Source organism: Aliiroseovarius salicola (genome assembly GCF_027891095.1).
GTDB lineage: Bacteria > Pseudomonadota > Alphaproteobacteria > Rhodobacterales > Rhodobacteraceae > Aliiroseovarius > Aliiroseovarius salicola.
In genome coordinates this window covers 518,829-543,787 of record NZ_JAQIIO010000001.1, presented here as the reverse complement: position 1 = coordinate 543,787, position 24,959 = coordinate 518,829, and the positions used below count along the sequence as shown (strand labels likewise).

Sequence of the window (24,959 nt, the reverse complement as noted above, 5' to 3'; positions counted from 1 at the left end):
CGCCGCCCTCAACAGGGCGGCGCTTTTCATGAAACACCGTTATCCTAAGCGGCAACCTGTTCATTTCCCTAGTTGGACCGACTGTGCGCCTGATCCTGATTGCCATTGTCACTATTGCCGCTACTGCCTGCGCGCCGCGTGGCAAAATCACCTTGTTTGCGGGCGCTGGGGATGTGGGCGAAGTGCAGCGCATTTATGTTGGCTCCACCCGGGAAATTGACGCCGTCAGCGGCCAGCCAACAGGAGAGCGTGGGGAAAATATGCTGTTCGGTCGGGTTGATGTGTCAGTTCCGCCAGACCGCGAAACCGGCAGCGTGGTTTTTCCGGGACGCAAAGATCCAGATCCTAACCTGCACTTTCTGGTGGATGACTTCACACCTTTTGCCAACGCTGATCAGTTTTCCAATTCACTCAGAAAGAGCCTGAGTGGGCGCCGTGGAGAAGAGCGCGTGGCGGTGATCTTTGTGCATGGGTTCAACAACACGTTTTCAGAAGGGCTCTATCGCTTTGCGCAGATGCTCGAAGATCTTGATTTGCCATTTTTGCCGGTCCACTACACCTGGCCCAGCGCGGCCCATCCGCTTGGCTATGGCTACGACCGGGATTCCATGCTGTTTGCCCGCGACGGGTTGGAACGCTTGATGGAAGCGACAACGCGGGCGGGCGTCAATGAGGTCATTCTGGTCGGGCATTCGATGGGTGCGCTTTTAACCATGGAAAGCCTGCGGCAGCTGGCGATCGGTAGGAAATCTTCGGTGATGAGCCGAATTGGTGGTGTGATGTTGATGTCACCGGATATCGATATTGATCTGTTCCGCCAGCAGGCCAAACGGATTGGTAAACTACCGCAACCCTTCTATATTTTCAGCTCGACAAGAGACAGGGCGCTGCGGTTGTCAGCGGGGCTGACCGGGCAAAGTGCTCGGCTGGGAAATGCCGAGGACATTGCGCCACTGGCTGATCTTGACGTGACCTTGGTTGATCTTTCTGCCTTCTCGGATGGCGGGCTGGAGCATTCGGTTGCCCTGTCGTCCCCCGGTTTCCTGCGCCTTTTGCAATCCGTCCCCGACCTCAGCAGCGCATATGGAGAAGACCCGCAGCCGGGACTGTTGCCCGGAACGGTTCTGGTGGTACAAAACGCGACAAAGCTGGTGATCGGCAACCCGAATTGACCGGTTCGGGTTAGCGATGGCGACGCAGGTAGACGTAATACGCGCCATGGCCGCCATGCTTCAGATGCGCCTCTGAAATCTGCAAAACATGGGCCTTTAAGGGCGGCATATGCAGCCAATGCGGAACCTGATGGCGCAATACGCCATGACGCACCGGGATCGGACCACCATCATCACGATGTTTCCCTTTCCCGGTGATCACCAGCACCAGACGCCGCCCATCCGCAACAGCCTCCATTATGAACCGGGTCAGGATTGGATGCGCTTGCGCAATGGTCATCCCATGCAGGTCAATCCTTGCTTCAGGGGCAAGCCGCCCCTTTTTCATCCGACCAAAGGTCTTCTTGTCCATCGCCACACGCTGCGCGGCCATTTGTTCGACCATGGAAGGGGCGAGCTCATGTAATTTGGGACGCGGCTTGGCTGCCTCTCCGATCTGGAAGCGTGGAGATTTGACTTCTGGGACTTTCGGCGCTGGTTGGAGTTGTTCGGTCAGAAACGAGTTCTTCACAGGCCGTGGAGGGTGCAGACGTTCAGTGTTGTCCGCCACCTTCTTCCACAGCATCTTTTCATCATCACTTAATCCGCGGGGGCGTCGGGCCATGGGTTAGTCCTCCGCCTCAAGCGCATAGGCGCGCTGGATCGGGAACAATACGAGCATCCGGCCACCATCGCGAATTTCACCCGCCAGCTGACCAGCCTCACCACCGGTGCCCCAGAAAATATCTGCGCGCTGCGCGCCTTTGACGCGCGACCCGGTATCCTGCGCGACCATCAAACGATTAAACGGCTCTTTCCCCGCTTTTTCCAACCAAACCGGCGCTCCGAGCGGTGTGTATTTCGGGTCAATCGCCACAGAACGGTGCGCGGTAATGGAGCGATTCATCGCCCCTAGCGGTCCCTTGTGTTTCGGCATCCGGCGCAATTCGCGGAAAAAGACGAAAGACGCATTGGACATCAACAGATCATGCCCATCCACAGGGTTTCGACGCACCCAGTTTCGGATCACCGATTGGGACACCTGATGCGGGTTGTAAACGCCGCGACGCACCAGTTCATTGCCCAGTGATTTGAAGGGGTGGCCATTATTGCCCGCATACCCAAGCCGGATCGCGCTGCCATCGGGCAGCCGGATCCGCCCGGATCCCTGAATTTGCAGAAATTGCAAATCAACAGGGTCTGCCACCCAGGCAATTTCCAATCCGCGATCAATCAGCACGCCACCCTCTTCGATCTCGCGGCGGGTGTGCCAGGACTGGCCTGACGGAATACCCGCAGGCTTGCGATAGACCGGATAGCGGTAGATTTCGGATTGTTGCCGCGATCCGCGAATTTCCGGTTCGTAATAGGCGGTGAAAAGCGAGTCTGTGCCGTTTTCGATCAGCACCGGGCGGAAAAAAAGCTCAAAGAACGCGCGGCCTGACGATTGTTGTTGCGCCAAAGCACAAAGCGGCGCCCACAGGGGTTCATCCAGATCGATACATGTGTCGATAAAAACGGAAAGGGCCGCGTCGTGGTCGTCCTCGGCCCAGCCGTTTAAGTCTTTGAATTCAATAACCTGCGCACGCGCATCCCCCGGAAGCTCGTCGCCAAGCCCCGCATATAAGGGCGTGCCCAAAAGGGCCAGCGTAAATGCCAGCCCCCGCAAGATCATCCGCCGGTCGCTACCAGCTGCCAATTCGGGTTGTTGGTGCCCATGGTGCGGGCAAACGTCCAGACATCTTTCTGACGCTTCACCTCATTGGGGTTGCCCTCAATGATTTCGCCAGCCTTGTCACGCACAACCGAGGTCAGCTCGCCCACAAAGCGCACGGTCACTTCACCCTCTTTTGTGACCGGATCAAAAGCTGCATCTTCCAGCTTCAACTCACGCAGACCAACAAAGTTGGCTTCGATCGTCAGGCCCTGTTCACGGCGGCTTTCCACCACCATGGCAAAGCTTTCATAAACTTCATCGGCCAGGAAAGGTTTGATTTCAGCAAGCTCACCGGCCTCAAATCCCATCAGGATCATTTCATAGGCACCACGCGCACCGCCGAGGAATTCACTCACCGAGAACTCCGGCTCTTGGGCCTTCATCGCCACAAGTGCGTGGGCTGCGTTGCTGTTTTCATCAACATGGTCAGTGATGTCACTGTCGGGGCCGCCTTCGATCACCTCGAAGTCGCCACGCTTTGCGCGCGGGGCGTCCTGCCGCGTGACCTGCGGCTTTTCAAACCCCTCGCGCGTGCCCAAAACGTCACGCAGACGCAGGATCAGGAAAAGGGCGATACCGGCCAGCACCAAAAGCTGGATCAGGGGTGAACTCATGTGAACCTCTTTTTGTTGCGCTCTGGAAACGCGTTTGCCGAGAACATATGTAAGTACCGCGCGGGGACAAGTCCACTGCGCACGCACGAATAAACGAGGTATCTCATGTGGCTCTTTGCCCTTTTTATTGCGGTTCCCCTGATTGAAATCGCCCTATTCATCCAGGTGGGGGGTGCAATCGGCCTTTGGCCCACTCTTCTTATTGTGGTTTTGACCGCTGTGATCGGCACCCAATTGATGCGGGCGCAGGGGGCTATGGCGATGCAAGACCTGCAAAAAAGCTTTGGCCAATTGCAGGATCCGACCGAGCCTTTGGCCCATGGTGCGATGATCCTGTTCTCCGGTGCGCTTTTGCTCACGCCGGGATTTTTCACCGATGCGGTTGGTTTTGCGCTGTTGATTCCTGCTTTCCGACGGGCCGCGTTCAAATGGGCGAAATCCCGCGTAAAGGTGCAGAGCTTCACCATGGGGCAGGGGACCGACGGTCAAACCACCTATCGCGAGTATCGTTCTGACGAAGAAGACGTGATTGATGGTGATTTCACCGATGTCTCACCTGATCAACGCCCAACCCATCAGGTTGAAAAGGGTCCCTCAGGCTGGACCAAGCACTAATTCCCGAAAACCGATCCCTTGTGGTCGCGCAGGTAAATGCGCAGCCATGGGGTGAACCGCTGCGGCTGATCTGAAACCTCGCCCTCCAACTCATCAGGATCAATCCAGCGCACCGCTTGAACTTCTTCTGGATTCAGGTCGAGTTCGGGCGGTGTATCGCAGTGGATCACAAAGAGGTCGACGACCTCATGTTCGATCATGTCGCCACCGACATCGGCCCGGTATTCAAGCTGTTCTTTCCACACCGGATCCAGCCCGGTGATCCCCAGCTCTTGTTCAAGCCGCCGGATTGCACATGTTTTTGGGTCTTCCTCCCAATGCGGATGAGTACAACAGGTATTCGCCCAAAGGTTCGGCGTGTGGTATTTCCCTGCCGCGCGCTGCTGCAAGAGCACCTTTCCATCGAAAATCAGAAAGACCGACACCGCCCGATGGCGCAGCCCTTTCAGGTGTGCCTCAAGCTTGTCGACTGGTGTCAGGGTGCCATCCACCCAAGTGGGGATCATCGTGTTCATGCCCGCCCTTTACCCGAAAATACCCCGTGGTGAACAGCCCTTTCACACCACTTGATCCCATCGGTTGTGCCTCCTCTCCCAAGGTGCTAGGCATCTTCCCGACCATATTTATAGGAGAAACCTCATGGCCGAGGAACAACAAGCCCCCATGCCGCCCAAGATGCAGGTCCTGGGCCAATTCATCCGCGACATGTCATTCGAAAACATCCTCTCGCAAAAGGGTGTCGAAGGGGACGTTCAGCCGGAAATCAGCGTTGAAGTAGCGCTGGATGCCAAAAAGCGCCCGGCTGACAACCAATATGAGATCATCACCAAGTTCACCGTTGGTTCGAAAAACAAAAACGGTGGCGGACAGTTGTTCCTGCTTGAGCTGGAATACGGTGGCATCTTCCACGTGGAAAATGTGGCAGAAGATCAACTGCACCCATTCCTGATGATCGAATGCCCACGCATGCTCTTCCCATTTGTGCGCCGTATCGTGTCGGACATCACCCGCGACGGTGGCTTCCCGCCGCTGAACCTTGATACCGTTGATTTCCTTGCCCTTTACCGCGCAGAAATCGAACGCCGTGCCACTGCCGAAGCTGCAACCGCGCCGCAGAACTAAGCGTGAAAAAGGTGTCGGGGATCAGCTCTCCGACATCTTCTTCCAAAGCGCGTCATCGCCCAGTTTTTCGATGAAATCAGCATGGGCGGCGGCTTCTTCCCCGGAAATCCGTGACGCAAGCGGAGTCGGCCGCGCCGTAGGGCGCCAATCATCCGATACCGCGCCATCTCCAGTTGATGTAGGACCGCCTGCCAGGACCAGATCCGGCTGTCGCCCGCCAATCAGCTCCAGATAGACCTCAGCCAGAATTTCACTGTCTAAAAGCGCGCCGTGCAGGGTGCGGTTTGAATTGTCGATGCCAAACCGACGACAAAGCGCATCCAGTGATGCCGGCGCACCCGGGAACTTTTTGCGCGCAATGGCAAGCGTATCCAAGGCCCGCTCCCACGGCAGTTCAACCAGCCCCATCCATTTCAGTTCGGCGTTGAGAAATTTCATGTCGAAGGCCGCATTGTGAATGACAAGCCGCGCATCACCAATGAAATCGACAAAGGCCTCGCCGACCTCTTTGAAAACCGGTTTGTCTTTCAACAGAACTTCGCCGGATTCCGCAGCACGCGGGCTGGGCAAAAGATCCGGTCCGATCCCGTGCACACCAAACGCCTCTTCCGGCATGCCGCGTTCCGGGTTGACGTATTGGTGATAGGTGCGCCCGGTGGGCATGTGATTAAACAGCTCCAGACAGCCAATTTCCACAATCCGGTCGCCAGATTGCGGATCAAACCCCGTGGTTTCCGTATCAAGTACAATCTCACGCATTCAGCTTCTCCCGAATATGAGCAATCACCTCATCGACAGCGGTCTCGGCCCCGGCAATGGATTCGGTCGGAATAATCACATCAGCACGGGCACGTTTCTCTGCATCCGGCACTTGTTTGGCCAGAATAGTCTCGAATTGTGCTTCGCTCATGGTGCCACGCTCCAACACCCGCGCGCGCTGTAATTCGGCGCTGGCGGAGACCACAACAACCAGATCCACATGTTCATGTGCGCCAATTTCAAACAGAAGCGGCATATCGAGAAGCACGATATCCGCCTCAGTTTCTTTCAGAAACCGGGCGCGGTCTTCGGCCACAAGTGGGTGCACGATCTGTTCGAGTTGCTTGAGGGCAGAGGGTTCGCGCCCCATCCAGGCTTTCAGGGCGTCGCGATCCACACCACCATCGATAATCGCTTCAGGACAAATTGCCCGGATCGGTTCCACCGCGAAACCGCCGGGCGCATAAATCCGATGCACGGCCGCATCTGCATCCCAGATCGGCACACCACGGGCATGAAACATCTTCGCCGTGGTGGATTTTCCCATTCCGATCGAGCCGGTCAGCCCGATGATGAACGGATCGCTCATTGTCCAAGCACCGCATTGCGAAGCTCTTCGGTCACTTCAGGACGTTGACCAAACCAGCGTTCAAATCCGGGAACCGCCTGATGCAACAACATTCCAAGCCCGTCGACAATCTGGCAACCCGCCTGTTCAGCGGCTTCAAGCAGAGGTGTTTTGAGCGGGGCATAGACAATGTCTGTCACGACCTGCCCCGGTTTCAAACCATCCAGCGGGACACGAAGCTCGGGATTACCGACCATGCCAAGCGACGTGGTGTTCACAACAGTCACGGCTTCATCAATGATGTTCCCGGCCTGTACCCAATCCACGACGGTGATGCGCGTTCCAAACTCGATCCGCAAAGCCTCGGCGCGAGTACGTGTTCGGTTTGCAAGAAATATCTCGGGCACGCCAACTTCCAACAGGGCCGCGATCACCGCACGAGAAGCCCCGCCCGCACCAAGAACCGCAGCGGGACCTGCTTTTGGATCCCAACCTTCAGTGCCCTGACGAAGATTTTCAATGAACCCATAACCATCTGTGTTATCTGCATGGATCTTTCCGTCCTTACGGAAAATCAGCGTGTTCGCGGCCCCCATCAGCGCGGCGCGATCTGTCACAAGATCTGCAAGCTGAAGCACGCGTTCTTTATGGGGAATGGTGACATTGCAGCCAACAAAACCGGCCTTGGGTAAGGTGCGGATGACCTCTTCCAGATCATTTGCCACCACCCGCATCGGAATATAATGCCCGGGCAGACCCATGGTTTTCAGCCAATAGCCGTGCAAACGCGGTGACAGGGAATGTTCAATCGGATCGCCAATAACGCCGGCCAGGGGGATGCGGTTTTCGCTCATATGTCCAACTCTCCTCGTTCGATCAGATATGACAGGAGTTCAGTCAGAGGCAAACCCAGCACGTTGAAATAATCGCCTTCAACTTTGGAAAAAAGCCGCACACCCTCTTCTTCGAGTTTATAGGCGCCGACGGAATGGCGGATGCTATCCCAGTTCCGATCTACATAATCCCGAATATAATCCGCGCTGAGATCGCGCATCTTCATCCGCACCAGACCCACGTGACGCCACAGAGGCTTTCCTTCCTGATAGAGGACCGCAGCCGACAGGAGTCGATGAGTTTTCCCCGACATATCAGTGAGTTGCGATATCGCTTCCACCGGTGAAGCTGGCTTTGAAAGAACTTCTCCGCCCAGATCCGCAACCTGATCACAGCCCAATACCAGCGCATCACGGTGCTTTTCGCTGATTTTACGCGCTTTGAATTCCGCCAGCGCATCCGCCAGATCGCGCGAATGTGCCCCTTCCGCTTTCAAAGACATTTTAATCATATCTTCATCTATTCGTGCGGGAATGATGTCGAAGTCTAACCCGGCATTGCGCAGAAGCTCCGCGCGAATTTCCGAGCCTGACGCTAGGATAAGTTTGGTGGCCATAGGATAACCCTGTGGAAAATCTCTGTTTGTTCCGGTGTTCGCTTCGTGGGGAAATCGCGTCCCAATCCACGCCTGAGGATAGTTCGCCACTTCCTACGTGAAAATCCTCATCTCTTCCACTGTAGAGAAGTTTTCCACGGGGCAATTTTCAAACCCGGCACGACGCCTTTTTTCCTCACACTTATCCCCAAGCCTTCACCTGCGAATCTGCTATGAAAATTTGGCAAGCTGAAACTTGTCCCCGATCAAAGAGCAATTCTATCCCCCTGTGCAAAACTGGCCGGACAAATCGATAATCCCCATTATCCACAGGCCCTACAAAATCATCATCTTTTCTTTTAAATATATATTATTTTAAGAAGGGTAGATCGGGCTGAGTTGAAAGGCAGGCATAGAATGGGTGACATTCTGTCAGATTGGTATTTCTGGACCAAATCGCTTCACATTGTGTCAGTCATCGCGTGGATGGCCGGGCTTTTCTATTTACCACGTCTTTACGTGTATCACGTAGAGGTGGTCGGATCTGGCAATGAAACCGATGATCTGTTTCAGACCATGGAACGACGGCTTCTGAAAGCGATCATGAACCCGGCGATGATCTCGACCTGGATATTCGGCCTGTGCCTTGTTCTGACGCCCGGTGTGGTCGGTTGGGATATGATCTGGCCTTGGACCAAGGGCGCATCCGTGATTGCAATGACATGGTTTCACATGTGGCTGGCAGCGCGACGCAAAGAGTTTGTCTCGGGTAGTAATACGATCACCGGGCGCCACTATCGTATGATGAACGAAGTTCCGACGCTTTTGATGCTGGTGATCGTCTTTTCGGTGGTCTTCAAGTTCTGAACTCTCTCTGTATTTCTTGACTCAAACGGCAAGGCCGCTTATTTGGCGAATAAGCAGGCCGTCCGGCCAATGCATCTTCAAGACTGCACAATTCGTTTCACAAGCCGCCTAGCGCGCATCCCAAGGGTATTCCCATGTCCGAGAACCGTTTGAATCTGGCTGAATTGAAAGCCAAAAGCCCGAAAGAGCTGGTGGCGATGGCCGAAGAGCTCGAGATTGAAAATGCCTCGACCATGCGTAAGGGCGAGATGATGTTCTCGATTCTGCGCGAGCTGGCGGACGACGAGTGGATCATTGGCGGTGATGGCGTGCTGGAGGTTGTGCAAGACGGGTTCGGTTTCCTGCGCTCGCCTGAAGCCAACTATCTGTCGGGCCCCGACGATATCTACGTGTCCCCTGATATGATCCGCAAATACTCGTTGCGCACAGGTGATACAATTGAAGGGATCATTCAGGCGCCCGGCGAAAATGAAAATTATTTTGCGATCACCATGGTTGAAAAGATCAACTTTGGCGACCCAGAGCTGGCAAAACACAAGGTTGCGTTTGATAACCTGACGCCGCTTTACCCGGATGAACGCCTGAAGATGGAAATTGAAGATCCGACCATCAAGGATCGGTCTGCACGGATCATCGACTTGGTGTCACCAATCGGTAAAGGTCAGCGCTCGCTGATCGTGGCACCGCCGCGCACCGGTAAAACCGTGCTGCTGCAAAATATCGCCCACTCGATCGAGGCAAACCACCCGGAATGCTACCTGATCGTCCTGCTGATCGACGAACGCCCGGAAGAGGTGACGGACATGCAACGATCCGTGAAGGGCGAAGTTGTGTCCTCGACCTTCGACGAACCGGCCACACGTCACGTGGCCGTGGCTGAGATGGTGATTGAAAAAGCGAAGCGCCTTGTGGAACACAAGCGTGACGTGGTGATCCTGCTTGACTCGATCACCCGTCTTGGTCGCGCCTTCAACACCACAGTTCCCTCGTCGGGCAAGGTTCTGACCGGTGGTGTGGACGCCAACGCGTTGCAACGCCCGAAACGTTTCTTTGGTGCGGCTCGGAACATCGAAGAGGGCGGCTCGCTCACCATCATCTCAACCGCGCTGATCGACACCGGATCACGTATGGACGAAGTGATCTTCGAAGAATTCAAAGGCACCGGTAACTCGGAAATCGTACTTGACCGTAAAGTGGCTGACAAACGCGTCTTCCCGGCCATCGATATCCTCAAGTCCGGCACCCGGAAAGAGGATCTACTGGTCAACGCCAAGGATCTGCAGAAAACATATGTGCTGCGCCGTATCCTGAACCCGATGGGCACCACTGATGCGATTGAGTTCCTGATTTCGAAGTTGAAACAGACCAAAAGCAATGGTGAGTTTTTCGACTCAATGAATGCATAATTATTGTTAATTAACAATGGTTTAGATATGGATACCATTTTTGCATTGGCATCCGCTCGCGGTAAGGCGGGCGTGGCTGTGGTCCGGATTTCCGGGCCACAGGCGTTTTTGGCGGCGCGCGCGCTTTCCGGATCGCTTCCCGCACCGCGTCGTGCCGGTTTGCGCCGCCTGTCAGCTCTGGATGGAACCTATCTGGATGAGGCGTTGGTTCTGACCTTTGAGGCTGATGCCAGTTTCACCGGCGAGGAGGTTGTTGAGCTTCAGCTGCACGGATCAACCGCCGTCGTTCGTGCTGTTCTCGAAGAGCTTGGCAAGATCGAAGATCTGCGCATGGCGGACCCCGGCGAGTTCACCCGCCGCGCTCTTGAAAATGAACGGATGGACCTGGCACAGGTCGAGGGCCTCGCTGATCTTTTGGATGCCGAAACAGAAGCGCAGAGAAAACAAGCTCTGAACGTGCTTTCCGGTGCGTTGGGGGAAATTGCGGAAGGGTGGCGGAGGGATTTGATCCGCGCAGCAGCGCTGCTCGAAGCGACCATTGATTTCGCAGATGAAGAGGTTCCAGAGGACGTATCCCCGGAAGTGGATGCGCTGATGGGATCTGTAATGGAAAGCCTTGGCCGCGAAGTAGCGGGCACAAGAATTGCAGAGCGTATTCGCGACGGTTTTGAAATTGCCATCATCGGGCCGCCAAATGCTGGGAAATCCACATTGCTGAATGTATTGGCAGGTCGTGATGCCGCAATTACGTCAGAGGTGGCGGGGACCACCCGAGACGTGATCGAGGTACGAATGGATCTGGCGGGGCTTCCGGTGACGCTTTTGGATACAGCTGGCATTCGCGACAGTGACGATCAGGTCGAAGTAATCGGTATTGATCGCGCGCGGGCGCGTGCTGCGCGTGCGGATCTGCGGATCTTCCTCATGGAAAATGCCAATACCGAATTGCGGATTTCACCGGAACCCGAGGATGTCATCGCTTATGGTAAGGCTGATATTTCGGGCGGAGAGGGGTTCTGTATTTCCGGAAAAACCGGGCAGGGGGTTGATGAGCTGATTTCTCGCATTACCTCCGTTCTGGAGAATCGGGTTCAGTCAGTTGGGATTGCTACACGCGAACGGCACCGCCACGAAATGCAGCGTGCTTTTGATGCTTTGGAGCGTGCTCGAATCGAAGTAGAGTTTGGCCAATACCGCGCTGAACTCGCAGCAGAAGAGTTGCGGGGGGCTGTCCGCGCGTTGGACAGTCTGGTTGGCCGCGTAGATGTGGAAATGATCCTCGATGAGATCTTTTCGAGTTTCTGTCTGGGTAAATGATTGCCTGAAGTCACGGAAGGAGTGTTTCACGTGAAACATTCAGATTTTGATGTTGTCGTCGTAGGGGGCGGCCATGCCGGTGCCGATGCAGCGCATGCAGCGGCGCGTATGGGCGTTAAGACCGCGCTGATTACGCTTCGTCGCGAAGATCTCGGCGTAATGTCCTGTAACCCGGCGATCGGTGGCTTGGGAAAAGGGCACCTCGTGCGCGAAATCGATGCGCTGGACGGGTTGATGGGGCGCGTTGCGGATAAGGCTGGTATTCAATTCCGTCTGTTAAACCGTCGCAAAGGGCCCGCTGTGCAAGGCCCGCGTACACAGGCAGATCGCCAGATCTATGCCAGGGAGATGCAGGCGGAGATTGGGAAAACCCAGAACCTGACCGTGATTGAAGGTGAAGCCGCTGATCTTATGATGGATGGTCGCCGAGTCACTGGAGTTGTCCTGTCGGATGGTGCCGAGATTAAGGCTGGTTCGGTTATCCTGACAACCGGAACCTTTCTTCGCGGAATCATCCATATTGGTGATGTGCAAAAGCAAGGCGGTCGGATGGGGGATCGCCCCTCGGTCAAGTTGGCGGAACGAATTGATCAATTCGGATTGCCGCTAGGCCGATTGAAAACTGGAACTCCACCTCGGTTAGATGGGCGTAGCATCAAGTGGGACCTGCTGGATCATCAACCAGCAGACGAAGATCCGTCGATGTTCTCGTTTATGAATTCGGCCCCGTTTGCACGGCAAATCTCATGTGGAATCACTCATACAAATGAGAAAACCCATGAGATCATCCGCAGCAACCTGGATCGATCTGCGATGTATGGTGGGCATATTGATGGGGTTGGCCCCCGTTATTGCCCCTCGATCGAGGATAAAATTGTCAGATTTGCAGACAAAACCTCTCATCAGATCTTTTTGGAGCCTGAAGGGTTGCAGGATCATACGGTTTACCCGAACGGGATCAGCACTTCGTTGCCTGAAGAAGTGCAGCTGGATTACGTGCATTCCATCTATGGGCTGGAAGACGCGGTTATTTTGCAGCCCGGATACGCGATTGAATATGACTATGTCGACCCGCGCGCTTTGACAGAGACGCTTCAGCTAAGAGATGTGCCCGGCCTTTACTTGGCGGGGCAGATCAACGGAACAACAGGATATGAAGAGGCTGCGGCGCAAGGCGTTGTTGCCGGTCTGAACGCGGCGGCAAAATCGAAGGGGCTTGAGCCTATCATTTTCTCACGGTCGAATTCATATATCGGGGTGATGATTGATGATTTGATCACCCGTGGTGTGACCGAGCCTTACCGGATGTTTACCTCGCGCGCTGAATTCCGCTTGTCATTGCGGGCTGACAATGCAGATCAAAGGCTGACTCCGATGGGAGTTGCGATCGGTTGCGTCTCAGATAAAAGAAAAAGAGCATTTGAGGACAAGGTAGAGAAATTGGCTGAGGCCAAGACGATATTGCAGTCTCATCTGCTTACACCACAAGATCTTGAGTCTGTTGGTCTGAATGTGCGTAGGGATGGGACCAAAAGGTCTGGCTTTGAATTGCTGTCATTCCCCGATGTAGGTTTTTCAGAGCTCCTCGCTCTTGATGCTGATTTTGGGAAAGTTGATCCTGCCGTGCGGTCGCAGATCGAAAAAGATGCGCTTTATTCGAATTATATCGAACGACAATCGCGGGATGTTGAGGCGCTAAAAAGAGATGAGGCGCAGGAGATTCCTGAAGGGTTTGAGTTTGCTGGCTTAGACGGGCTTTCAAACGAGCTTGCGGCCAAGCTTTCGGCGGCGCGTCCTCGCAATCTTGCTCAAGCAGCGCGGGTTGAAGGTATAACACCAGCGGCGCTCACGCTATTGTTGGCTAAGATTCGTAAAAACAAACGAAAAAAACGGGCGTAAATTGCACATGATCGGTTTTCCAGCAGAGCTTGATGTTTCACGTGAAACATTAGAGCGATTGAAAATCTATGCTGAACTGCTGAAAAAGTGGAATCCGGCGATCAATCTCGTTGCACCTTCAACGCTGGATGACCTCTGGCATCGACATATGCTTGATTCCGCACAGGTCTTCTTGGCGCGTCCCGAACTGGCCAAATCCTGGTGTGATGTTGGTACTGGCGGTGGGTTTCCAGGGGTGGTTGTGGCAATTATGGCCAAAGACGCTATGCCAGAGCTCAAAGTAACCTGCATTGAAAGCGACATTCGAAAGGCCACCTTTTTAAGAACGGTCCTTCGAGAGACCGATGTGACCGCAGATGTCATTTCAGATCGTATTGAAAAAGCGCCAGAGCAAAACGCCGATGTGTTTTCAGCCCGGGCGCTTGCCCCTTTGAAAGATCTTCTGAACTTTTCACAACGGCATCTGGCGGATAACGGGGCCTGCCTTTTTCTAAAAGGTGCGCGGTTTCAGGAAGAGATTGATGAAGCTCGGGAAAACTGGCGATTTGAGGTTGATAAAATCCCCAGCATGACCAATTCTGACGCCGTCATACTGAAAATCGGAGCGATAAATCGTGCTTGACCCATCTCGCCCCCAAGGGCCAAAGATCATCGCTGTCACCAATCAAAAAGGTGGGGTTGGCAAAACCACAACAACAATTAATCTCGGGGCGGCCCTCGCGGAGAGCGGCAAAAACGTCCTTTTGATTGATCTCGATCCCCAGGGAAATGCTTCTACCGGACTAGGTATTGAGGCCCATGATCGAAAACTAACTACATATGACATGCTTCTGGATGATGCGCCGCTGTCAAAGATACTGGTTGAAACGCCGGTGGATGGTCTTTGGATTGCGCCTGCAACTACGGATTTGTCGTCAGCAGATATCGAACTTGTCGCAAACGAAAAGCGGAGCCACCTTTTGCATGATGCTGTTCGAGTCGCAGAAATGGTGTCATTTGACTATGTGCTTATTGATTGTCCTCCCTCGCTTAACCTGTTGACGGTGAATGCGATGGTTGCGGCGAATAGTGTTCTGGTGCCGCTGCAAAGCGAATTTTTTGCATTGGAGGGGCTATCGCAGCTTATGCTGACAATCCGCGAGGTGCGCCAAACTGCAAATCCGGACCTGAGAATCGAAGGTGTTGTGTTGACCATGTATGACGCACGCAACAACTTGTCCCGACAGGTGGAAGCGGATGCGCGTGATAATTTGGGGGATTTGGTGTTTGATACCATTATTCCCCGCAATGTGAGAGTCAGTGAAGCCCCATCTTTTGCGCTGCCTGTGCTGACCTATGATCCGCAATCTAAGGGCAGCCAGGCGTATCGCGATTTGGCAAGCGAACTGATCACAAGAAAATAAGGAGGCAATCATGGCAAATAAAACCAGAAACCGAGGGCTTGGCCGTGGTTTGTCGGCTCTTATGGCGGATGTCGCTCCAGATCCTATCGCGCAGACCGCAACAGATGCGCCGCGAAAGGCGGATCAGATGATGCCGATTGAAAAGGTGCATCCAAATCCAGATCAGCCGCGCCGCACTTTTACACAAGAGCAGTTGGATGATCTTGCCGCGTCTGTGAAGGAAAAAGGGGTCATTCAGCCCCTGATCGTGCGTCCTGATCCCAAAGGCGATGGGACATATGAAATTGTCGCTGGGGAACGCCGTTGGCGCGCCTCTCAGATGGCGCAGTTGCACGAAATTCCGGTGATCGTCCGTACCTATACGGACACTGAAGCCTTGGAAGTGGCGATTATCGAGAACATTCAGCGCGCAGATCTGAATGCGATCGAAGAGGCCGCGGGCTATCGTGATCTCATGAGCCGCTTTGGGCATACCCAGGAAAAGGTGTCCGAGGCGCTTGGTAAAAGCCGCTCGCATATCGCCAACTTGTTGCGCCTGTTGAATCTGCCGGAAGACGTGCAGGAATTTGTTCGTAGGGGTGATCTAACCGCTGGTCACGCGCGCACATTGGTCACCGCTGAAAATCCTTTGGCGCTGGCAAAGCAGATCATTGCTAAGGGCCTGTCTGTGCGTGAGGCAGAGCGCCTGGCGAAGAAAGGGCCGGTGACCGCAAAGCCCACAACCCGTCCTAAAATCGAGAAAGACGCAGACACCAAGGCGCTTGAAGGTGATCTGTCAGCGACTTTGGGGTTGAAAGTTTCGATTGATCACAAAGTGGGCACCGAAGGTGGCGTTGTCACAATCCGTTACGAAAATCTGGATGATCTGGATGAAATTTGCGGAAAACTGGGCGTTTGACCGGAAAATCAGTCCGGCAAAATCTCTCTGAGAATACCATTCAAAACAGGGCGGCCTTCATTGGTCGCCCTAAGTCTTTTCTGATCAACCGAGATTAACCCTAAATCCTGCAAGTCTTTGATTTTATTAGTATTAAGTTTTGTTTTGAATTGGTGGTCTAAACGATCTAACGCAATTCCTTCACTGGTCCTCAACCCCATCAAGAGGTACTCTGTTACCTGCTCATGCAGAGGCAAAGAAGCTCTCTCGCGTTTGTCAGTGTCCCCCAGTACGTTTTCCAACCATTTGCTCGGCGAGAGAGGGGCTTCTGTAGCCCATCTGTTCCCCCCAAATGACAACCGCCCATGGGCGCCCGGACCGACGCCCATCCAATCTCCGGATCGCCAATAGATCAGATTGTGTCGACTTTCTTCCCCGGGTTTTGCGTGGTTTGAAACCTCGTAAGCAGGCAGCCCAGCTGCGGCGGTCGCTTCTTGCGTATGAAAGAACATATCGACCGCCAGATCTTCTTCGGGCAGACCCGCCAGCTTGCCCGCTTCGAACCGTGCCCCGAAGGCAGTGCCGGGCTCGATGGTCAATTGGTACAGCGACAGGTGATCGGGTGAGAATGACAGGGCAAGGTCGAGTTCGGCCTGCCAGTCCGCCAGGTTTTGATTTTGCCGCGCATAGATCAGATCGAAGTTCACACGCGAAAAATGTTGTCGCGCAATTTCTAAGGCACGCAATCCCTCATCGACCGAATGCAACCGACCGAGTTTGCGCAGGTCATCATCACTCAGCGCTTGGAACCCCATCGACACCCGATTGACTCCGGCCTCACGATATCCTGCAAAGTTCTTGGCTTCGATTGAGGTAGGGTTGGCCTCTAGTGTGATTTCGATGTCATTAGCGAAGGTCCAAAGATCCGCCGCCTTGTCGATGATCGCAGCGACGGTTGCCGGATCCATCAGGCTGGGGGTGCCGCCGCCGAAATAAATCGATGAAAGCACACGCCCGGGCGTTTCAGCTCCATAGCGATCAAGCTCTTTCAGATAAGCGGCCGCCCATTGCGATTGGTCAATCGTTGCCGACACATGGCTGTTGAAATCGCAATAAGGGCATTTGGAGGCGCAAAACGGCCAGTGAACATAAAGCCCGAATCCAGCCGTTTGCCAATTCTCAAGCAAAACTGCCTGCCACGAGTTTTGCGAAAGCGTCGGCGCGATGGCTTATCTCGTGCTTTTCTGCCGGGTCCATTTCGCCAAAGGTGATGTCATAGCCATTGGGGACAAAGATTGGGTCATAGCCGAAACCCTGATCTCCACGCATTGGCCAGGTAAGAGACCCTTCGACCTTGCCCTCGAAAAGTTCGTCATGGCCGTCGGGCCACGCCAAGCACAGGGTGCTGCAGAACCTCGCGGTGCGGGGAAGGGGCGCGTTCTTCTCTTCGAGAAGGGTCCAGGTTTTCTCCATCGCCATGGGGAAATCTCGACCATTTTCCGTCTCGGCCCAGTCAGCGGTATAGACGCCGGGGGCACCATCGAGGGCGTCGACCATGATCCCACTGTCGTCAGAAAGTGCGGGCAAACCCGTTGATTTTGCAGCAAAATGCGCTTTAATCCGGGCGTTCCCAGCAAAGGTATCTTCGGTCTCTTCCGGTTCTTCCAGATCGTGATCCGCTGCGGAGGTCACGCTCACACCAAAAGGTTTGAGCAAAGCTGCGATTTCACGCAGCTTGCCTTTGTTGTGGCTGGCGATGACCAGTTCTTTTCCGTCGAATTTGCGGGTCACCTGGTGGCCTCAAGCGCGGCAGCAGCCAGTTCTGCACCACCTTTTTCGGCCAGATCCATCAGCGTGTTCATCTGCTCGCGGTTGAAAGTAGAACCCTCGGCGGACATTTGCACTTCGATCAGCTTGGATCCTGCCATTACGAAGTTTCCATCCACGCCGGCTTCTGAATCTTCGGGGTAATCCAAATCGAGCACTGGCTGACCGGCATAAATTCCGCAAGAAACTGCGGTGACCGGATCGGCCAGAGGGTCGGTGATAACATCGCCCGCCTTGAGCAGTTTGTTGACAGCAAGGCGCAGAGCGATCCAGCCGCCAGTGATTGCGGCGCAGCGGGTGCCGCCATCGGCTTGGATCACGTCACAATCGACTGTGATCTGGCGCTCACCCAGACCGACAAGATCGACGCCTGCACGCAGGGAACGACCGATAAGCCGTTGAATTTCCACGGTGCGGCCCTGTTGTTTGCCGCTCGCGGCTTCGCGACGCATCCGCGATCCGGTTGATCGGGGCAGCATACCATATTCAGCTGTTACCCAACCTTTGCCGGAGTTGCGCAGGAAGGGGGGCACGCGCTCTTCCAATGATGCGGTGCACAGCACATGCGTGTCGCCGACGCGGATCATGCAAGATCCTTCTGCGTGTTTTGTGATCCCGGTCTCGATTGAAATCGAGCGCATTTGATCTAAATTTCTACTAGACGGGCGCATGGCATTCCCCTTTGTTTCAAACCTACAGGCGTGATACCCATGTGCCCGGCAGAAAGGCAAGGCATTAGCGTATGGAAGATGGTTCTGACCTGATCAAAGATATGAACTCGCGGTCGCGAGAGGTGTTCCGTTGTCTGGTGGAAAGCTATCTGGAAACCGGGGACCCAGTGGGGTCACGCACGTTGACGCGGGCGTTGACGGAAAAAGTGTCCGCGGCCACGATCCGCAATGTGATGCAGGATCTGGAGTTCATGGGACTTCTCGACAGCCCACATATTTCGGCCGGGCGAGTGCCCACCGATCTTGGATTGCGCATGTTTGTGGATGGATTGCTCGAAGTGTCGAATCTGGATCAAACAGACCGGCAGAAAATTGATGCCACAATTGGTGGCGGCGACGTCAACACGATGATGGACCGCGTCGGCGAGGCGCTTTCGGGGATTACCGCAGGTGCCAGCCTCGTCCTGACTCCAAAGCACGAAGCGCCGATCAAACATATCGAGTTTGTATCGCTGGGCGCTGATCGCGCCCTTGTGGTGCTGGTCTTTGCCGATGGTCACGTGGAAAACCGGGTCTTCACACCGCCGATGGGTCAAACGCCGTCTTCCATGCGAGAAGCCGCAAACTTCCTGAACGCCATTGCCGCAGGACGCACCATCTCTGAGTTGCAGCAAGCGATGGGTGATGAAATTGCCCGCCACCGGCAAGAACTGAACACGCTGGCACAGGAGCTGATCGACAGCGGGGCGGCGCTTTGGGAAAACGAAGGTGCGCCATATGAGCGGCTGATCGTGCGGGGAAGATCGAATCTTTTGGAAGACGCCGAGGACCTCGACCGCATTCGTGACCTGTTTGATGACCTGGAACGCAAGCGGGATATCGCCGATTTCCTTGAATTGGCCGATCAGGGCGACGGTGTGCGCATTTTTATTGGCTCTGAGAACAAACTTTTTTCACTTTCGGGTAGCTCTTTGGTGGTTTCCCCATATATGAACTCTGATCGAAAGATCATTGGTGCTGTGGGGGTGATTGGCCCGACCCGACTGAATTACGGACGGATCGTGCCGATCGTGGATTACACGGCGCAACTGGTTGGCAAGATGATCTCGGATCGAGGATGAGAGATGACGGACGAGAAAAAGACACCAGCGGAAGATGTTCAGGCCGCTATTGATGAATTGATGACCGAACAGGTAGGGGATGAACCGATGTCGCTTGATGATCTGGCAAATGAGCTGCCGCCGAGCGAAGAAATCCTGACGCTGACAGCAGAGCGCGACGAATTTAAAGACCGCTTTATGCGCGCGCTGGCTGATGCGGAAAACGCCCGCAAGCGTTCGGATCGTGATCGCCGCGAGGCCGAGCAATATGGCGGATCGAAACTGGCCCGCGACATGCTGCCGGTGTTCGACAATATGAAGCGCGCTGTGGAAGCGGCGGCAAAAGTGGATAACGAAGCGTCCAAACCGCTCATTGAAGGCATCGAACTGACCATGCGCTCGCTTCTCGGTATTTTCGAGAAACACGGCATCCGTCTGGTTTCGCCTGAAGTGGGTGACAAGTTTGACCCGGAGAGCCACGAGGCCATGTTCGAAGCGCCTGTGCCCGGCACCAAAGCGGGTGACATCATTCAGGTGATGGCCGAAGGGTTCATGATCCATGATCGTCTGCTGCGACCGGCGCAGGTTGGTGTATCCTCCACGCCTAAATAAGCGGATTTCCCTCAACAAGAGGGGCAAAATAAGCTATTAAACTCCCGTCTTTTGGCGGGAGTTTTCTTTTGCGCATATTGCTTTCCTTTATCCTGTTGTTCTGGGGTGCCGTTACCGCGACAGCACAAACATACCCAAATTATTCAGAGATCTATGTGAATGATTTTGCGGGTATTTTTAGTGATCAAGATGCGGATCGACTGCGGGGAACCCTGCAGGATCTACGCGAAAAGCGCGGGATTGAATTCACTGTTGTAACCCTGAAAAGCCTGTCCGATCACGGGTATGACGGGCCAATTGAACCTTTCGCCACAGGGCTCTTCAATTCTTGGGGCGTTGGGAATGCCGCGCGCAATGATGGTCTGATGATGTTGGTGGTGCGCGGTGATCGGCAAATGCGGATCGAAGTTGGATCTGGGTATGGCGCCTCATTGGATGGCCCGATGCAGCGGGTGATTGACCACACAATCCTACCCGAATTTCGCGATGGGGATTATGTGAACGGCATCCTATCTGGGGTGGATCAGGTGATTTATGAGGTCACCGGGGTCTATCCGGGGGATTACGACGCGCCTCGATACCAGGTGCTGGCAAAGCAGGGTTTAGAGAAGGCCAAGCGGTTCTGGCCTGCGACCTTGGCCATCCTCGCACCTATCGGGTTTTTCCTGTTTCGTGGTGTAAGAGCAATCCTGCGCCGACGCCCACGCCGCTGCCCCAACGATCGCACATGGATGATCTGGCTTAGCGAAAAGGATGATGATGGCTATCTGATCAGAGGGCAATTGGAAGAAGAGCGGCTGAAAAGCGTGGATTATGATGTCTGGCTTTGTCCGGCTTGTGACAATGCCCATGTGATCAGACGGCGCAACTGGTTCACATCCTACAGCCGTTGCCCGAGATGCGATTACCACACACTTAAAACCGAAACGACCACCCTTGAATCGCCCACCACCTCTTCCAGCGGCAAGGCGCGGGATGACTATACCTGTTTTCAATGTGATGAGAGCTGGAGTGCCACGCGGACACTGCCACGTATCTCGAAATCTTCGTCATCGTCTTCGAGCGGTTTCGGTGGGGGCAGTTCTAGTGGTGGTGGGGCGTCGGGCAGTTGGTAAGGGGGCTTTGCCCCCGCCTTCGGCTCCCCCAGGATATTTATAACCAGAAAATGAAATCAGTCCTTGAGCAGGCCTCTGAGTTCATAAACGAGGTTCAGAGCTTCACGTGGTGTGAGGCTGTCCGGCAGCACATCCTGCAACGCCTCTTCGACCTTGGACGGTTCGGCATTAGTGGGCGGCGGAGCAGGGGGTGTGGCAGCAAAAAGCGGCAGATCGTCGATCATCGCCTTAGCGCCACTGCCCTCGCGTTCGCCTTTCTCAAGCGCCTCCAGCACCACATTGGCGCGCGCAACAACCGAGGCGGGTAGACCTGCGAGTTTGGCCACCTGTACCCCGTAAGACCGGTCGGCAGCGCCTTTGCGTACCTCATGCAGAAAGATCACCTCGCCTTCCCATTCTTTCACCGCGATGGTGGCGTTTTCCACACCGGTCAGCTTATCGGCAAGCTGGGTCATCTCGTGGTAATGGGTCGCAAAGAGGGCACGACTTTTGTTGGTTTCGTGCAGATGCTCCAACGTGGCCCAGGCAATCGACAAGCCGTCATAAGTGGCGGTGCCGCGGCCAATCTCATCCAATATTACCAGCGCGCGGTCGTCGGCCTGATTGAGGATCGCGGCGGTTTCGACCATCTCGACCATGAACGTGGATCGCCCGCGGGCAAGGTCATCAGATGCCCCAACACGGCTGAAGAGTTGGGACACAAGGCCAATATGGGCGGATTTTGCGGGTACAAAGCTGCCGGTCTGGGCCAGAAGGGCAATCAGTGCGTTTTGGCGCAGGAATGTCGATTTACCGGCCATGTTCGGACCGGTCAGCAGCCAGATATGCGCGTGGTCATTGCCGTTGGAAAGCGTGCAGTCATTGGCAATAAAGGGTTCCCCGGTCTTGCGCAGGGCGGTTTCGACCACTGGGTGTCGGCCCCCGGAGATCTCGAACATCCGGCTGTCATCCACCTCAGGAGCGCACCAACCTTCGGCCCGTGCAAGATCGGAAAAACCGGCGGCGAGATCAATTTCTGACAGGGCGCGTGCGGTGTCTGCGATATGGGCGGCGCGACCCAAAATTGTTCCGGTCAGGGTAGAATAGAGCCGCTTTTCAATCTCAAGCGCGCGGCTGCCCGCATTGTGGATCTTGGTTTCCATCTCGCTCAGCGGCACGGTGGTGAAGCGCACGGCATTGGCTGTGGTCTGCCGATGAATGAAGGTTTCCGACAGGGGTGGATTCAGCATCTTGTCGGCGTGTGTTGCGGTGGTTTCGATGAAATACCCCAACACATTGTTGTGTTTGACTTTAAGCGAGCTGACCCCGGTTTGCGCGGCATATTCCGCCTGCATCCCGGCAATCACACCACGCCCTTCGTCCCGCAATTGGCGCGCTTCGTCGAGCTCTTCGTGGTAGCCCGGTGCGATAAATCCACCGTCGCGGGCCAAAAGCGGAGGTTCGGCGACCAGTGCTTCGTCAAGCAGGGTAAGCAATTCGTCATGACCGATGAGCTGCTCTCCGGCCTGCATCAGGCGTTCTGGCAGGGCTTCCGCATTTGCAAGCTGTTCGGAGAGTTCGATTGCTGCGCCTAGACCACTGCGAATTGCGGCAAGGTCGCGCGGGCCGCCGCGTTCCAGCCCAAGCCGGGACAGGGCGCGATCCATGTCGGGGGTCTTGCGCAAGGCGCTGCGCAGATCCTCGGCCATGCGACCCTGTTCCACCAGAAAGGACACAGTTTCGAGGCGCGAATGAATTTCATCCAAGTTGCGTGAAGGGGAAGAGAGGCGACGTTCCAGAAGGCGACCCCCACCAGCGGTGACAGTGCGGTCGACCACGGACAGAAGCGAGCCCTCCCGTCCGCCGGACATGGCGTGAGTCAGTTCCAGATTGCGGCGCGTCGCGGCGTCGATTTGCATTGTCCCATGAGACAGCTCGCGAACCGGCGGGCGCAGCAGGGGCAGTTTGCCCTTCTGGGTGATCTCGAGATATTCGACAATCGCGCCCATCGCGCCCACTTCGGCGCGGGTGAAGGTACCGAAGGCGTCGAGCGAACCAACTTCGTACAGCTCCTTCAGACGTTTTTCGGATCCTGCGCTGTCAAAGGCGGCCTGACCCAACGGCGTTGGGGAGGCGCCGGATTCAGTCACGATTCCATCAAGATCGGGCAGAATATGGTCAGGCAGAACCACTTCTCGTGGCGCAAGCCGTGCCAGTTCAGGCGACAGGCGCATCGCGGAACAGGGCATTACCCGGAAGGCACCGGTAGAGATATCAACCCAGGCCAGCGCCCCCTCATCGCGCACCTGGGTAAAGGCGGCAAGAAAGTTGTGGCGGCGCGCATCCAGAAGGCTTTCTTCGGTTAATGTGCCGGGGGTAACCAAGCGCACCACATCACGGCGCACAACGGATTTAGCCCCGCGCTTCTTCGCCTCGGCAGGGTTTTCCATCTGCTCACAGACAGCAACGCGAAACCCTTTGCGGATGAGCGTCAGCAGATAGCCTTCAGCGGCGTGAACCGGCACGCCGCACATCGGGATATCCTTGCCCAGATGTTTGCCGCGTTTGGTCAGCGCAATATCCAGCGCCTCGGCGGCGGCCACCGCATCGTCAAAAAAGAGCTCGTAGAAATCCCCCATCCGATAGAACAGAAGGGCATCAGGATAGCCCTGCTTGATCTCAAGGAATTGCGCCATCATTGGCGTCACTTTGGCGGTTTTCTCACTCACTCGACCGGTCCCTTTGCACTGCTTCGGGACAGGTTATTTGGTCTGGGCGGGCTGCGAAAGGGGGCAGGCCCGATCTCAGGTATTTTTCCGCCGAGAGACCCAGTTCCAACTGGAAACACACATGTCATCCAGGCCCAGTTCTGCCTCAAACCCCAAAAGATCGCGGGCGAGCGATGGATCGGCATAGACGCTGGCCACATCTCCGGCACGACGCGGTGCGAATTTATGGGGGAGGGGGTGCCCCGCTGCCTTTTTGTAGGCGTGCAACATATCGAGCACAGAGTAACCTGTGCCTGTGCCAAGGTTCACGGTGTGGCTTTCGTCTGTTTCGAGCAGGGCGTTCAGCGACAGCACATGGCCGCGTGCGAGGTCGCTTACATGGATGTAGTCGCGCACACCGGTCCCGTCTTGAGTATCGTAGTCATTGCCAAACACGGAAAGCTCGGCCAGATCACCGGTGGCGACCTTGGCAATATAGGGCATCAGGTTGTTGGGAATGTCGTTGGGGTCTTCGCCAATCAGCGCTGTTTCATGTGCGCCCGCCGGGTTGAAATAACGCAGGATACCAAAGGCCCATTTGTCATTGGAGGCTGCAATTTGCTCAAGCGATTGCTCGCAGGCCAGCTTGGTGAACCCGTAGGGATTGGTATAGCTCAATGGTGCGGTTTCTGTCACCGGAAGCTGGTCAGGTTGACCATAGACGGTGGCAGAAGATGAGAACACGAGGCGCGTGCAGCCGCCCCGCTCCATGGTGCGCAATAGCGAATAAAGCCCGGCAATATTGGTGTTCATATAGTCCAGAGGAATTTCCGCGCTTTCGCCCACAGCCTTCAAGGCGGCAAAATGCACGGCGGCTTCGATCTTGTGTTCGGTAAAGATCTGATCGAGCAAAGTGCCATCCAATACATCCCCGGTGTAACAGGCCACGGGTGCGCCAGTGATCACCTCAAGCCGGTCGATCACATCAGGTCGCGCATTGGAAAAATTGTCGAGGATCACCACGTCAAATCCAGCTTTCACCAGCTCGACATAGGTATGCGATCCGATGAATCCAGCCCCGCCGGTTAACAGCACTTTCTTTGGCACTTTGAAACTCCTCATCACTCAATTGGGGGCAAGATATAGATGGAATGCCCCAAAAGGGCACTCGGCTTTTGCCGTTGCTGCCAAAAAAACCCGAGA

26 protein-coding genes are annotated in these 24,959 nt (G+C 55.2%); 13 read left to right on the top strand and 13 right to left on the bottom strand.

All coding sequences use genetic code 11. The annotated features are described in order from the left end of the window. The first annotated feature begins 83 nt into the window (after positions 1-83). Complete coding sequence (locus O2N63_RS02760) at positions 84-1,172, top strand: alpha/beta hydrolase (RefSeq protein WP_271052584.1); 1,089 nt, start codon at positions 84-86, stop codon at positions 1,170-1,172. Between the two features lie 10 nt (positions 1,173-1,182). On the opposite strand, the gene O2N63_RS02755 is transcribed toward O2N63_RS02760, so the two are convergent. From O2N63_RS02755 to O2N63_RS02745, 3 genes are read right to left on the bottom strand one after another with little or no spacing between them, the layout of a single operon-like run. Further along, positions 1,183-1,776, bottom strand: coding sequence for a Smr/MutS family protein (locus O2N63_RS02755; RefSeq protein ID WP_271052583.1), 594 nt, complete (start codon positions 1,774-1,776; stop codon positions 1,183-1,185). Positions 1,777-1,779: 3 nt separating this feature from the next. Continuing rightward, on the bottom strand, positions 1,780-2,826 hold the full coding sequence (gene mltA / locus O2N63_RS02750; protein ID WP_408629780.1) for a murein transglycosylase A: 1,047 nt from the start codon (positions 2,824-2,826) through the stop codon (positions 1,780-1,782). Then, on the bottom strand, positions 2,823-3,482 hold the full coding sequence (locus tag O2N63_RS02745) for a Tim44/TimA family putative adaptor protein (RefSeq protein ID WP_271052581.1): 660 nt from the start codon (positions 3,480-3,482) through the stop codon (positions 2,823-2,825). The genes mltA and O2N63_RS02745 overlap by 4 nt, the downstream gene beginning before the upstream one ends. 105 nt (positions 3,483-3,587) lie before the next feature. Between O2N63_RS02745 and O2N63_RS02740 the strand changes: the two genes are divergently transcribed. Then, entirely contained in the window at positions 3,588-4,097 is a 510-nt protein-coding gene (locus O2N63_RS02740; protein ID WP_271052580.1) for an FxsA family protein, read from the top strand. Here O2N63_RS02740 and idi read toward each other — a convergent pair. Further along, positions 4,094-4,612, bottom strand: coding sequence for an isopentenyl-diphosphate delta-isomerase (gene idi, locus O2N63_RS02735; protein WP_271052579.1), 519 nt, complete (start codon positions 4,610-4,612; stop codon positions 4,094-4,096). The two genes, O2N63_RS02740 and idi, sit on opposite strands and share 4 nt — an antisense overlap. A gap of 124 nt (positions 4,613-4,736) precedes the next feature. On the opposite strand from idi, the gene secB reads away from it, so the two are divergent. Continuing rightward, positions 4,737-5,219, top strand: coding sequence for a protein-export chaperone SecB (secB, locus tag O2N63_RS02730; protein WP_271052578.1), 483 nt, complete (start codon positions 4,737-4,739; stop codon positions 5,217-5,219). Positions 5,220-5,240: 21 nt separating this feature from the next. On the opposite strand, the gene dnaQ is transcribed toward secB, so the two are convergent. The 4 genes from dnaQ to O2N63_RS02710 are packed head-to-tail and all read right to left on the bottom strand — an operon-like array spanning position 5,241 to position 7,996. Beyond that, positions 5,241-5,978 carry a DNA polymerase III subunit epsilon gene (gene dnaQ, locus O2N63_RS02725; protein ID WP_271052577.1) on the bottom strand — a complete coding sequence of 246 codons (738 nt, stop codon included), beginning with the start codon at positions 5,976-5,978 and terminating at the stop codon, positions 5,241-5,243. Then, a complete protein-coding gene (gene coaE, locus O2N63_RS02720) occupies positions 5,971-6,567 on the bottom strand; it encodes a dephospho-CoA kinase (RefSeq protein ID WP_271052576.1) in 597 nt (198 codons plus the stop codon). Before coaE ends, dnaQ begins: the two co-directional genes overlap by 8 nt. Then, positions 6,564-7,400: a shikimate dehydrogenase gene (locus O2N63_RS02715; protein WP_271052575.1), complete on the bottom strand. Its 837-nt coding sequence runs from the start codon at positions 7,398-7,400 to the stop codon at positions 6,564-6,566. The genes coaE and O2N63_RS02715 overlap by 4 nt, the downstream gene beginning before the upstream one ends. Next, the gene (locus tag O2N63_RS02710; protein ID WP_271052574.1) at positions 7,397-7,996 is read right to left on the bottom strand and encodes a Maf family protein; all 600 of its coding nucleotides are present in this window, start codon (positions 7,994-7,996) and stop codon (positions 7,397-7,399) included. The genes O2N63_RS02715 and O2N63_RS02710 overlap by 4 nt, the downstream gene beginning before the upstream one ends. A 396-nt stretch (positions 7,997-8,392) precedes the next feature. Between O2N63_RS02710 and O2N63_RS02705 the strand changes: the two genes are divergently transcribed. The 7 genes from O2N63_RS02705 to O2N63_RS02675 all read left to right on the top strand — a co-directional run bounded on the left by O2N63_RS02705 (position 8,393) and on the right by O2N63_RS02675 (position 15,765). Beyond that, complete coding sequence (locus O2N63_RS02705; RefSeq protein WP_271052573.1) at positions 8,393-8,842, top strand: CopD family protein; 450 nt, start codon at positions 8,393-8,395, stop codon at positions 8,840-8,842. A gap of 134 nt (positions 8,843-8,976) precedes the next feature. Further along, entirely contained in the window at positions 8,977-10,248 is a 1,272-nt protein-coding gene (rho, locus tag O2N63_RS02700; RefSeq protein ID WP_271052572.1) for a transcription termination factor Rho, read from the top strand. A 27-nt stretch (positions 10,249-10,275) separates the two neighbouring features. Further along, on the top strand, positions 10,276-11,565 hold the full coding sequence (gene mnmE / locus O2N63_RS02695) for a tRNA uridine-5-carboxymethylaminomethyl(34) synthesis GTPase MnmE (RefSeq protein WP_271052571.1): 1,290 nt from the start codon (positions 10,276-10,278) through the stop codon (positions 11,563-11,565). Positions 11,566-11,595: 30 nt separating this feature from the next. Then, positions 11,596-13,464 (top strand): tRNA uridine-5-carboxymethylaminomethyl(34) synthesis enzyme MnmG, encoded by a 1,869-nt coding sequence (gene mnmG, locus O2N63_RS02690; protein ID WP_271052570.1) that lies wholly within the window; start codon positions 11,596-11,598, stop codon positions 13,462-13,464. Between the two features lie 7 nt (positions 13,465-13,471). Then, positions 13,472-14,086 carry a 16S rRNA (guanine(527)-N(7))-methyltransferase RsmG gene (gene rsmG, locus O2N63_RS02685; RefSeq protein ID WP_271052568.1) on the top strand — a complete coding sequence of 205 codons (615 nt, stop codon included), beginning with the start codon at positions 13,472-13,474 and terminating at the stop codon, positions 14,084-14,086. Next, on the top strand, positions 14,079-14,867 hold the full coding sequence (locus O2N63_RS02680) for a ParA family protein (protein WP_271052566.1): 789 nt from the start codon (positions 14,079-14,081) through the stop codon (positions 14,865-14,867). Before rsmG ends, O2N63_RS02680 begins: the two co-directional genes overlap by 8 nt. A gap of 10 nt (positions 14,868-14,877) precedes the next feature. Beyond that, a complete protein-coding gene (locus O2N63_RS02675; protein ID WP_271052564.1) occupies positions 14,878-15,765 on the top strand; it encodes a ParB/RepB/Spo0J family partition protein in 888 nt (295 codons plus the stop codon). Between the two features lie 8 nt (positions 15,766-15,773). On the opposite strand, the gene hemW is transcribed toward O2N63_RS02675, so the two are convergent. Genes hemW through rph form a run of 3 tightly spaced genes read right to left on the bottom strand, consistent with a single transcriptional unit; the run spans position 15,774 to position 18,242 of the window. Next, the gene (hemW, locus tag O2N63_RS02670) at positions 15,774-16,931 is read right to left on the bottom strand and encodes a radical SAM family heme chaperone HemW (RefSeq protein WP_271052563.1); all 1,158 of its coding nucleotides are present in this window, start codon (positions 16,929-16,931) and stop codon (positions 15,774-15,776) included. Continuing rightward, positions 16,924-17,535 carry an RdgB/HAM1 family non-canonical purine NTP pyrophosphatase gene (rdgB, locus tag O2N63_RS02665; RefSeq protein ID WP_271052561.1) on the bottom strand — a complete coding sequence of 204 codons (612 nt, stop codon included), beginning with the start codon at positions 17,533-17,535 and terminating at the stop codon, positions 16,924-16,926. Before rdgB ends, hemW begins: the two co-directional genes overlap by 8 nt. Next, positions 17,532-18,242, bottom strand: coding sequence for a ribonuclease PH (rph, locus tag O2N63_RS02660; protein WP_271052560.1), 711 nt, complete (start codon positions 18,240-18,242; stop codon positions 17,532-17,534). Before rph ends, rdgB begins: the two co-directional genes overlap by 4 nt. A gap of 71 nt (positions 18,243-18,313) precedes the next feature. On the opposite strand from rph, the gene hrcA reads away from it, so the two are divergent. From hrcA to O2N63_RS02645, 3 genes are all read left to right on the top strand, one after another. Further along, entirely contained in the window at positions 18,314-19,363 is a 1,050-nt protein-coding gene (gene hrcA / locus O2N63_RS02655) for a heat-inducible transcriptional repressor HrcA (protein ID WP_271052559.1), read from the top strand. A gap of 3 nt (positions 19,364-19,366) precedes the next feature. Then, positions 19,367-19,954: a nucleotide exchange factor GrpE gene (locus O2N63_RS02650; protein ID WP_408629775.1), complete on the top strand. Its 588-nt coding sequence runs from the start codon at positions 19,367-19,369 to the stop codon at positions 19,952-19,954. 68 nt (positions 19,955-20,022) lie between these two features. Further along, positions 20,023-21,069, top strand: a complete 1,047-nt coding sequence (locus O2N63_RS02645; RefSeq protein ID WP_271052558.1) for a TPM domain-containing protein — start codon at positions 20,023-20,025, stop codon at positions 21,067-21,069. Between the two features lie 56 nt (positions 21,070-21,125). On the opposite strand, the gene mutS is transcribed toward O2N63_RS02645, so the two are convergent. Then, a complete protein-coding gene (gene mutS, locus O2N63_RS02640; protein WP_271052814.1) occupies positions 21,126-23,747 on the bottom strand; it encodes a DNA mismatch repair protein MutS in 2,622 nt (873 codons plus the stop codon). 105 nt (positions 23,748-23,852) lie between these two features. Then, positions 23,853-24,863 carry a UDP-glucose 4-epimerase GalE gene (galE, locus tag O2N63_RS02635; protein ID WP_271052557.1) on the bottom strand — a complete coding sequence of 337 codons (1,011 nt, stop codon included), beginning with the start codon at positions 24,861-24,863 and terminating at the stop codon, positions 23,853-23,855. Positions 24,864-24,959: the final 96 nt, after the last annotated feature.

Excerpts from the sequence above, each read along its gene's own strand:
- mnmE (WP_271052571.1), top strand. The coding sequence starts at position 10,276 with ATGGATACCATTTTTGCATTGGCATCCGCTCGCGGTAAGGCGGGCGTG.
- dnaQ (WP_271052577.1), bottom strand. The coding sequence starts at position 5,978 with ATGCGTGAGATTGTACTTGATACGGAAACCACGGGGTTTGATCCGCAA.
- O2N63_RS02755 (WP_271052583.1), bottom strand. The coding sequence starts at position 1,776 with ATGGCCCGACGCCCCCGCGGATTAAGTGATGATGAAAAGATGCTGTGG.
- O2N63_RS02675 (WP_271052564.1), top strand. The coding sequence starts at position 14,878 with ATGGCAAATAAAACCAGAAACCGAGGGCTTGGCCGTGGTTTGTCGGCT.
- rph (WP_271052560.1), bottom strand. The coding sequence starts at position 18,242 with ATGCGCCCGTCTAGTAGAAATTTAGATCAAATGCGCTCGATTTCAATC.
- O2N63_RS02705 (WP_271052573.1), top strand. The coding sequence starts at position 8,393 with ATGGGTGACATTCTGTCAGATTGGTATTTCTGGACCAAATCGCTTCAC.
- O2N63_RS02745 (WP_271052581.1), bottom strand. The coding sequence starts at position 3,482 with ATGAGTTCACCCCTGATCCAGCTTTTGGTGCTGGCCGGTATCGCCCTT.
- idi (WP_271052579.1), bottom strand. The coding sequence starts at position 4,612 with ATGAACACGATGATCCCCACTTGGGTGGATGGCACCCTGACACCAGTC.
- mutS (WP_271052814.1), bottom strand. The coding sequence starts at position 23,747 with ATGATGGCGCAATTCCTTGAGATCAAGCAGGGCTATCCTGATGCCCTT.
- O2N63_RS02715 (WP_271052575.1), bottom strand. The coding sequence starts at position 7,400 with ATGAGCGAAAACCGCATCCCCCTGGCCGGCGTTATTGGCGATCCGATT.
- secB (WP_271052578.1), top strand. The coding sequence starts at position 4,737 with ATGGCCGAGGAACAACAAGCCCCCATGCCGCCCAAGATGCAGGTCCTG.
- O2N63_RS02650 (WP_408629775.1), top strand. The coding sequence starts at position 19,367 with ATGACGGACGAGAAAAAGACACCAGCGGAAGATGTTCAGGCCGCTATT.
- rsmG (WP_271052568.1), top strand. The coding sequence starts at position 13,472 with ATGATCGGTTTTCCAGCAGAGCTTGATGTTTCACGTGAAACATTAGAG.
- mltA (WP_408629780.1), bottom strand. The coding sequence starts at position 2,826 with ATGATCTTGCGGGGGCTGGCATTTACGCTGGCCCTTTTGGGCACGCCC.
- coaE (WP_271052576.1), bottom strand. The coding sequence starts at position 6,567 with ATGAGCGATCCGTTCATCATCGGGCTGACCGGCTCGATCGGAATGGGA.
- O2N63_RS02740 (WP_271052580.1), top strand. The coding sequence starts at position 3,588 with ATGTGGCTCTTTGCCCTTTTTATTGCGGTTCCCCTGATTGAAATCGCC.
- O2N63_RS02710 (WP_271052574.1), bottom strand. The coding sequence starts at position 7,996 with ATGGCCACCAAACTTATCCTAGCGTCAGGCTCGGAAATTCGCGCGGAG.
- rho (WP_271052572.1), top strand. The coding sequence starts at position 8,977 with ATGTCCGAGAACCGTTTGAATCTGGCTGAATTGAAAGCCAAAAGCCCG.
- hrcA (WP_271052559.1), top strand. The coding sequence starts at position 18,314 with ATGGAAGATGGTTCTGACCTGATCAAAGATATGAACTCGCGGTCGCGA.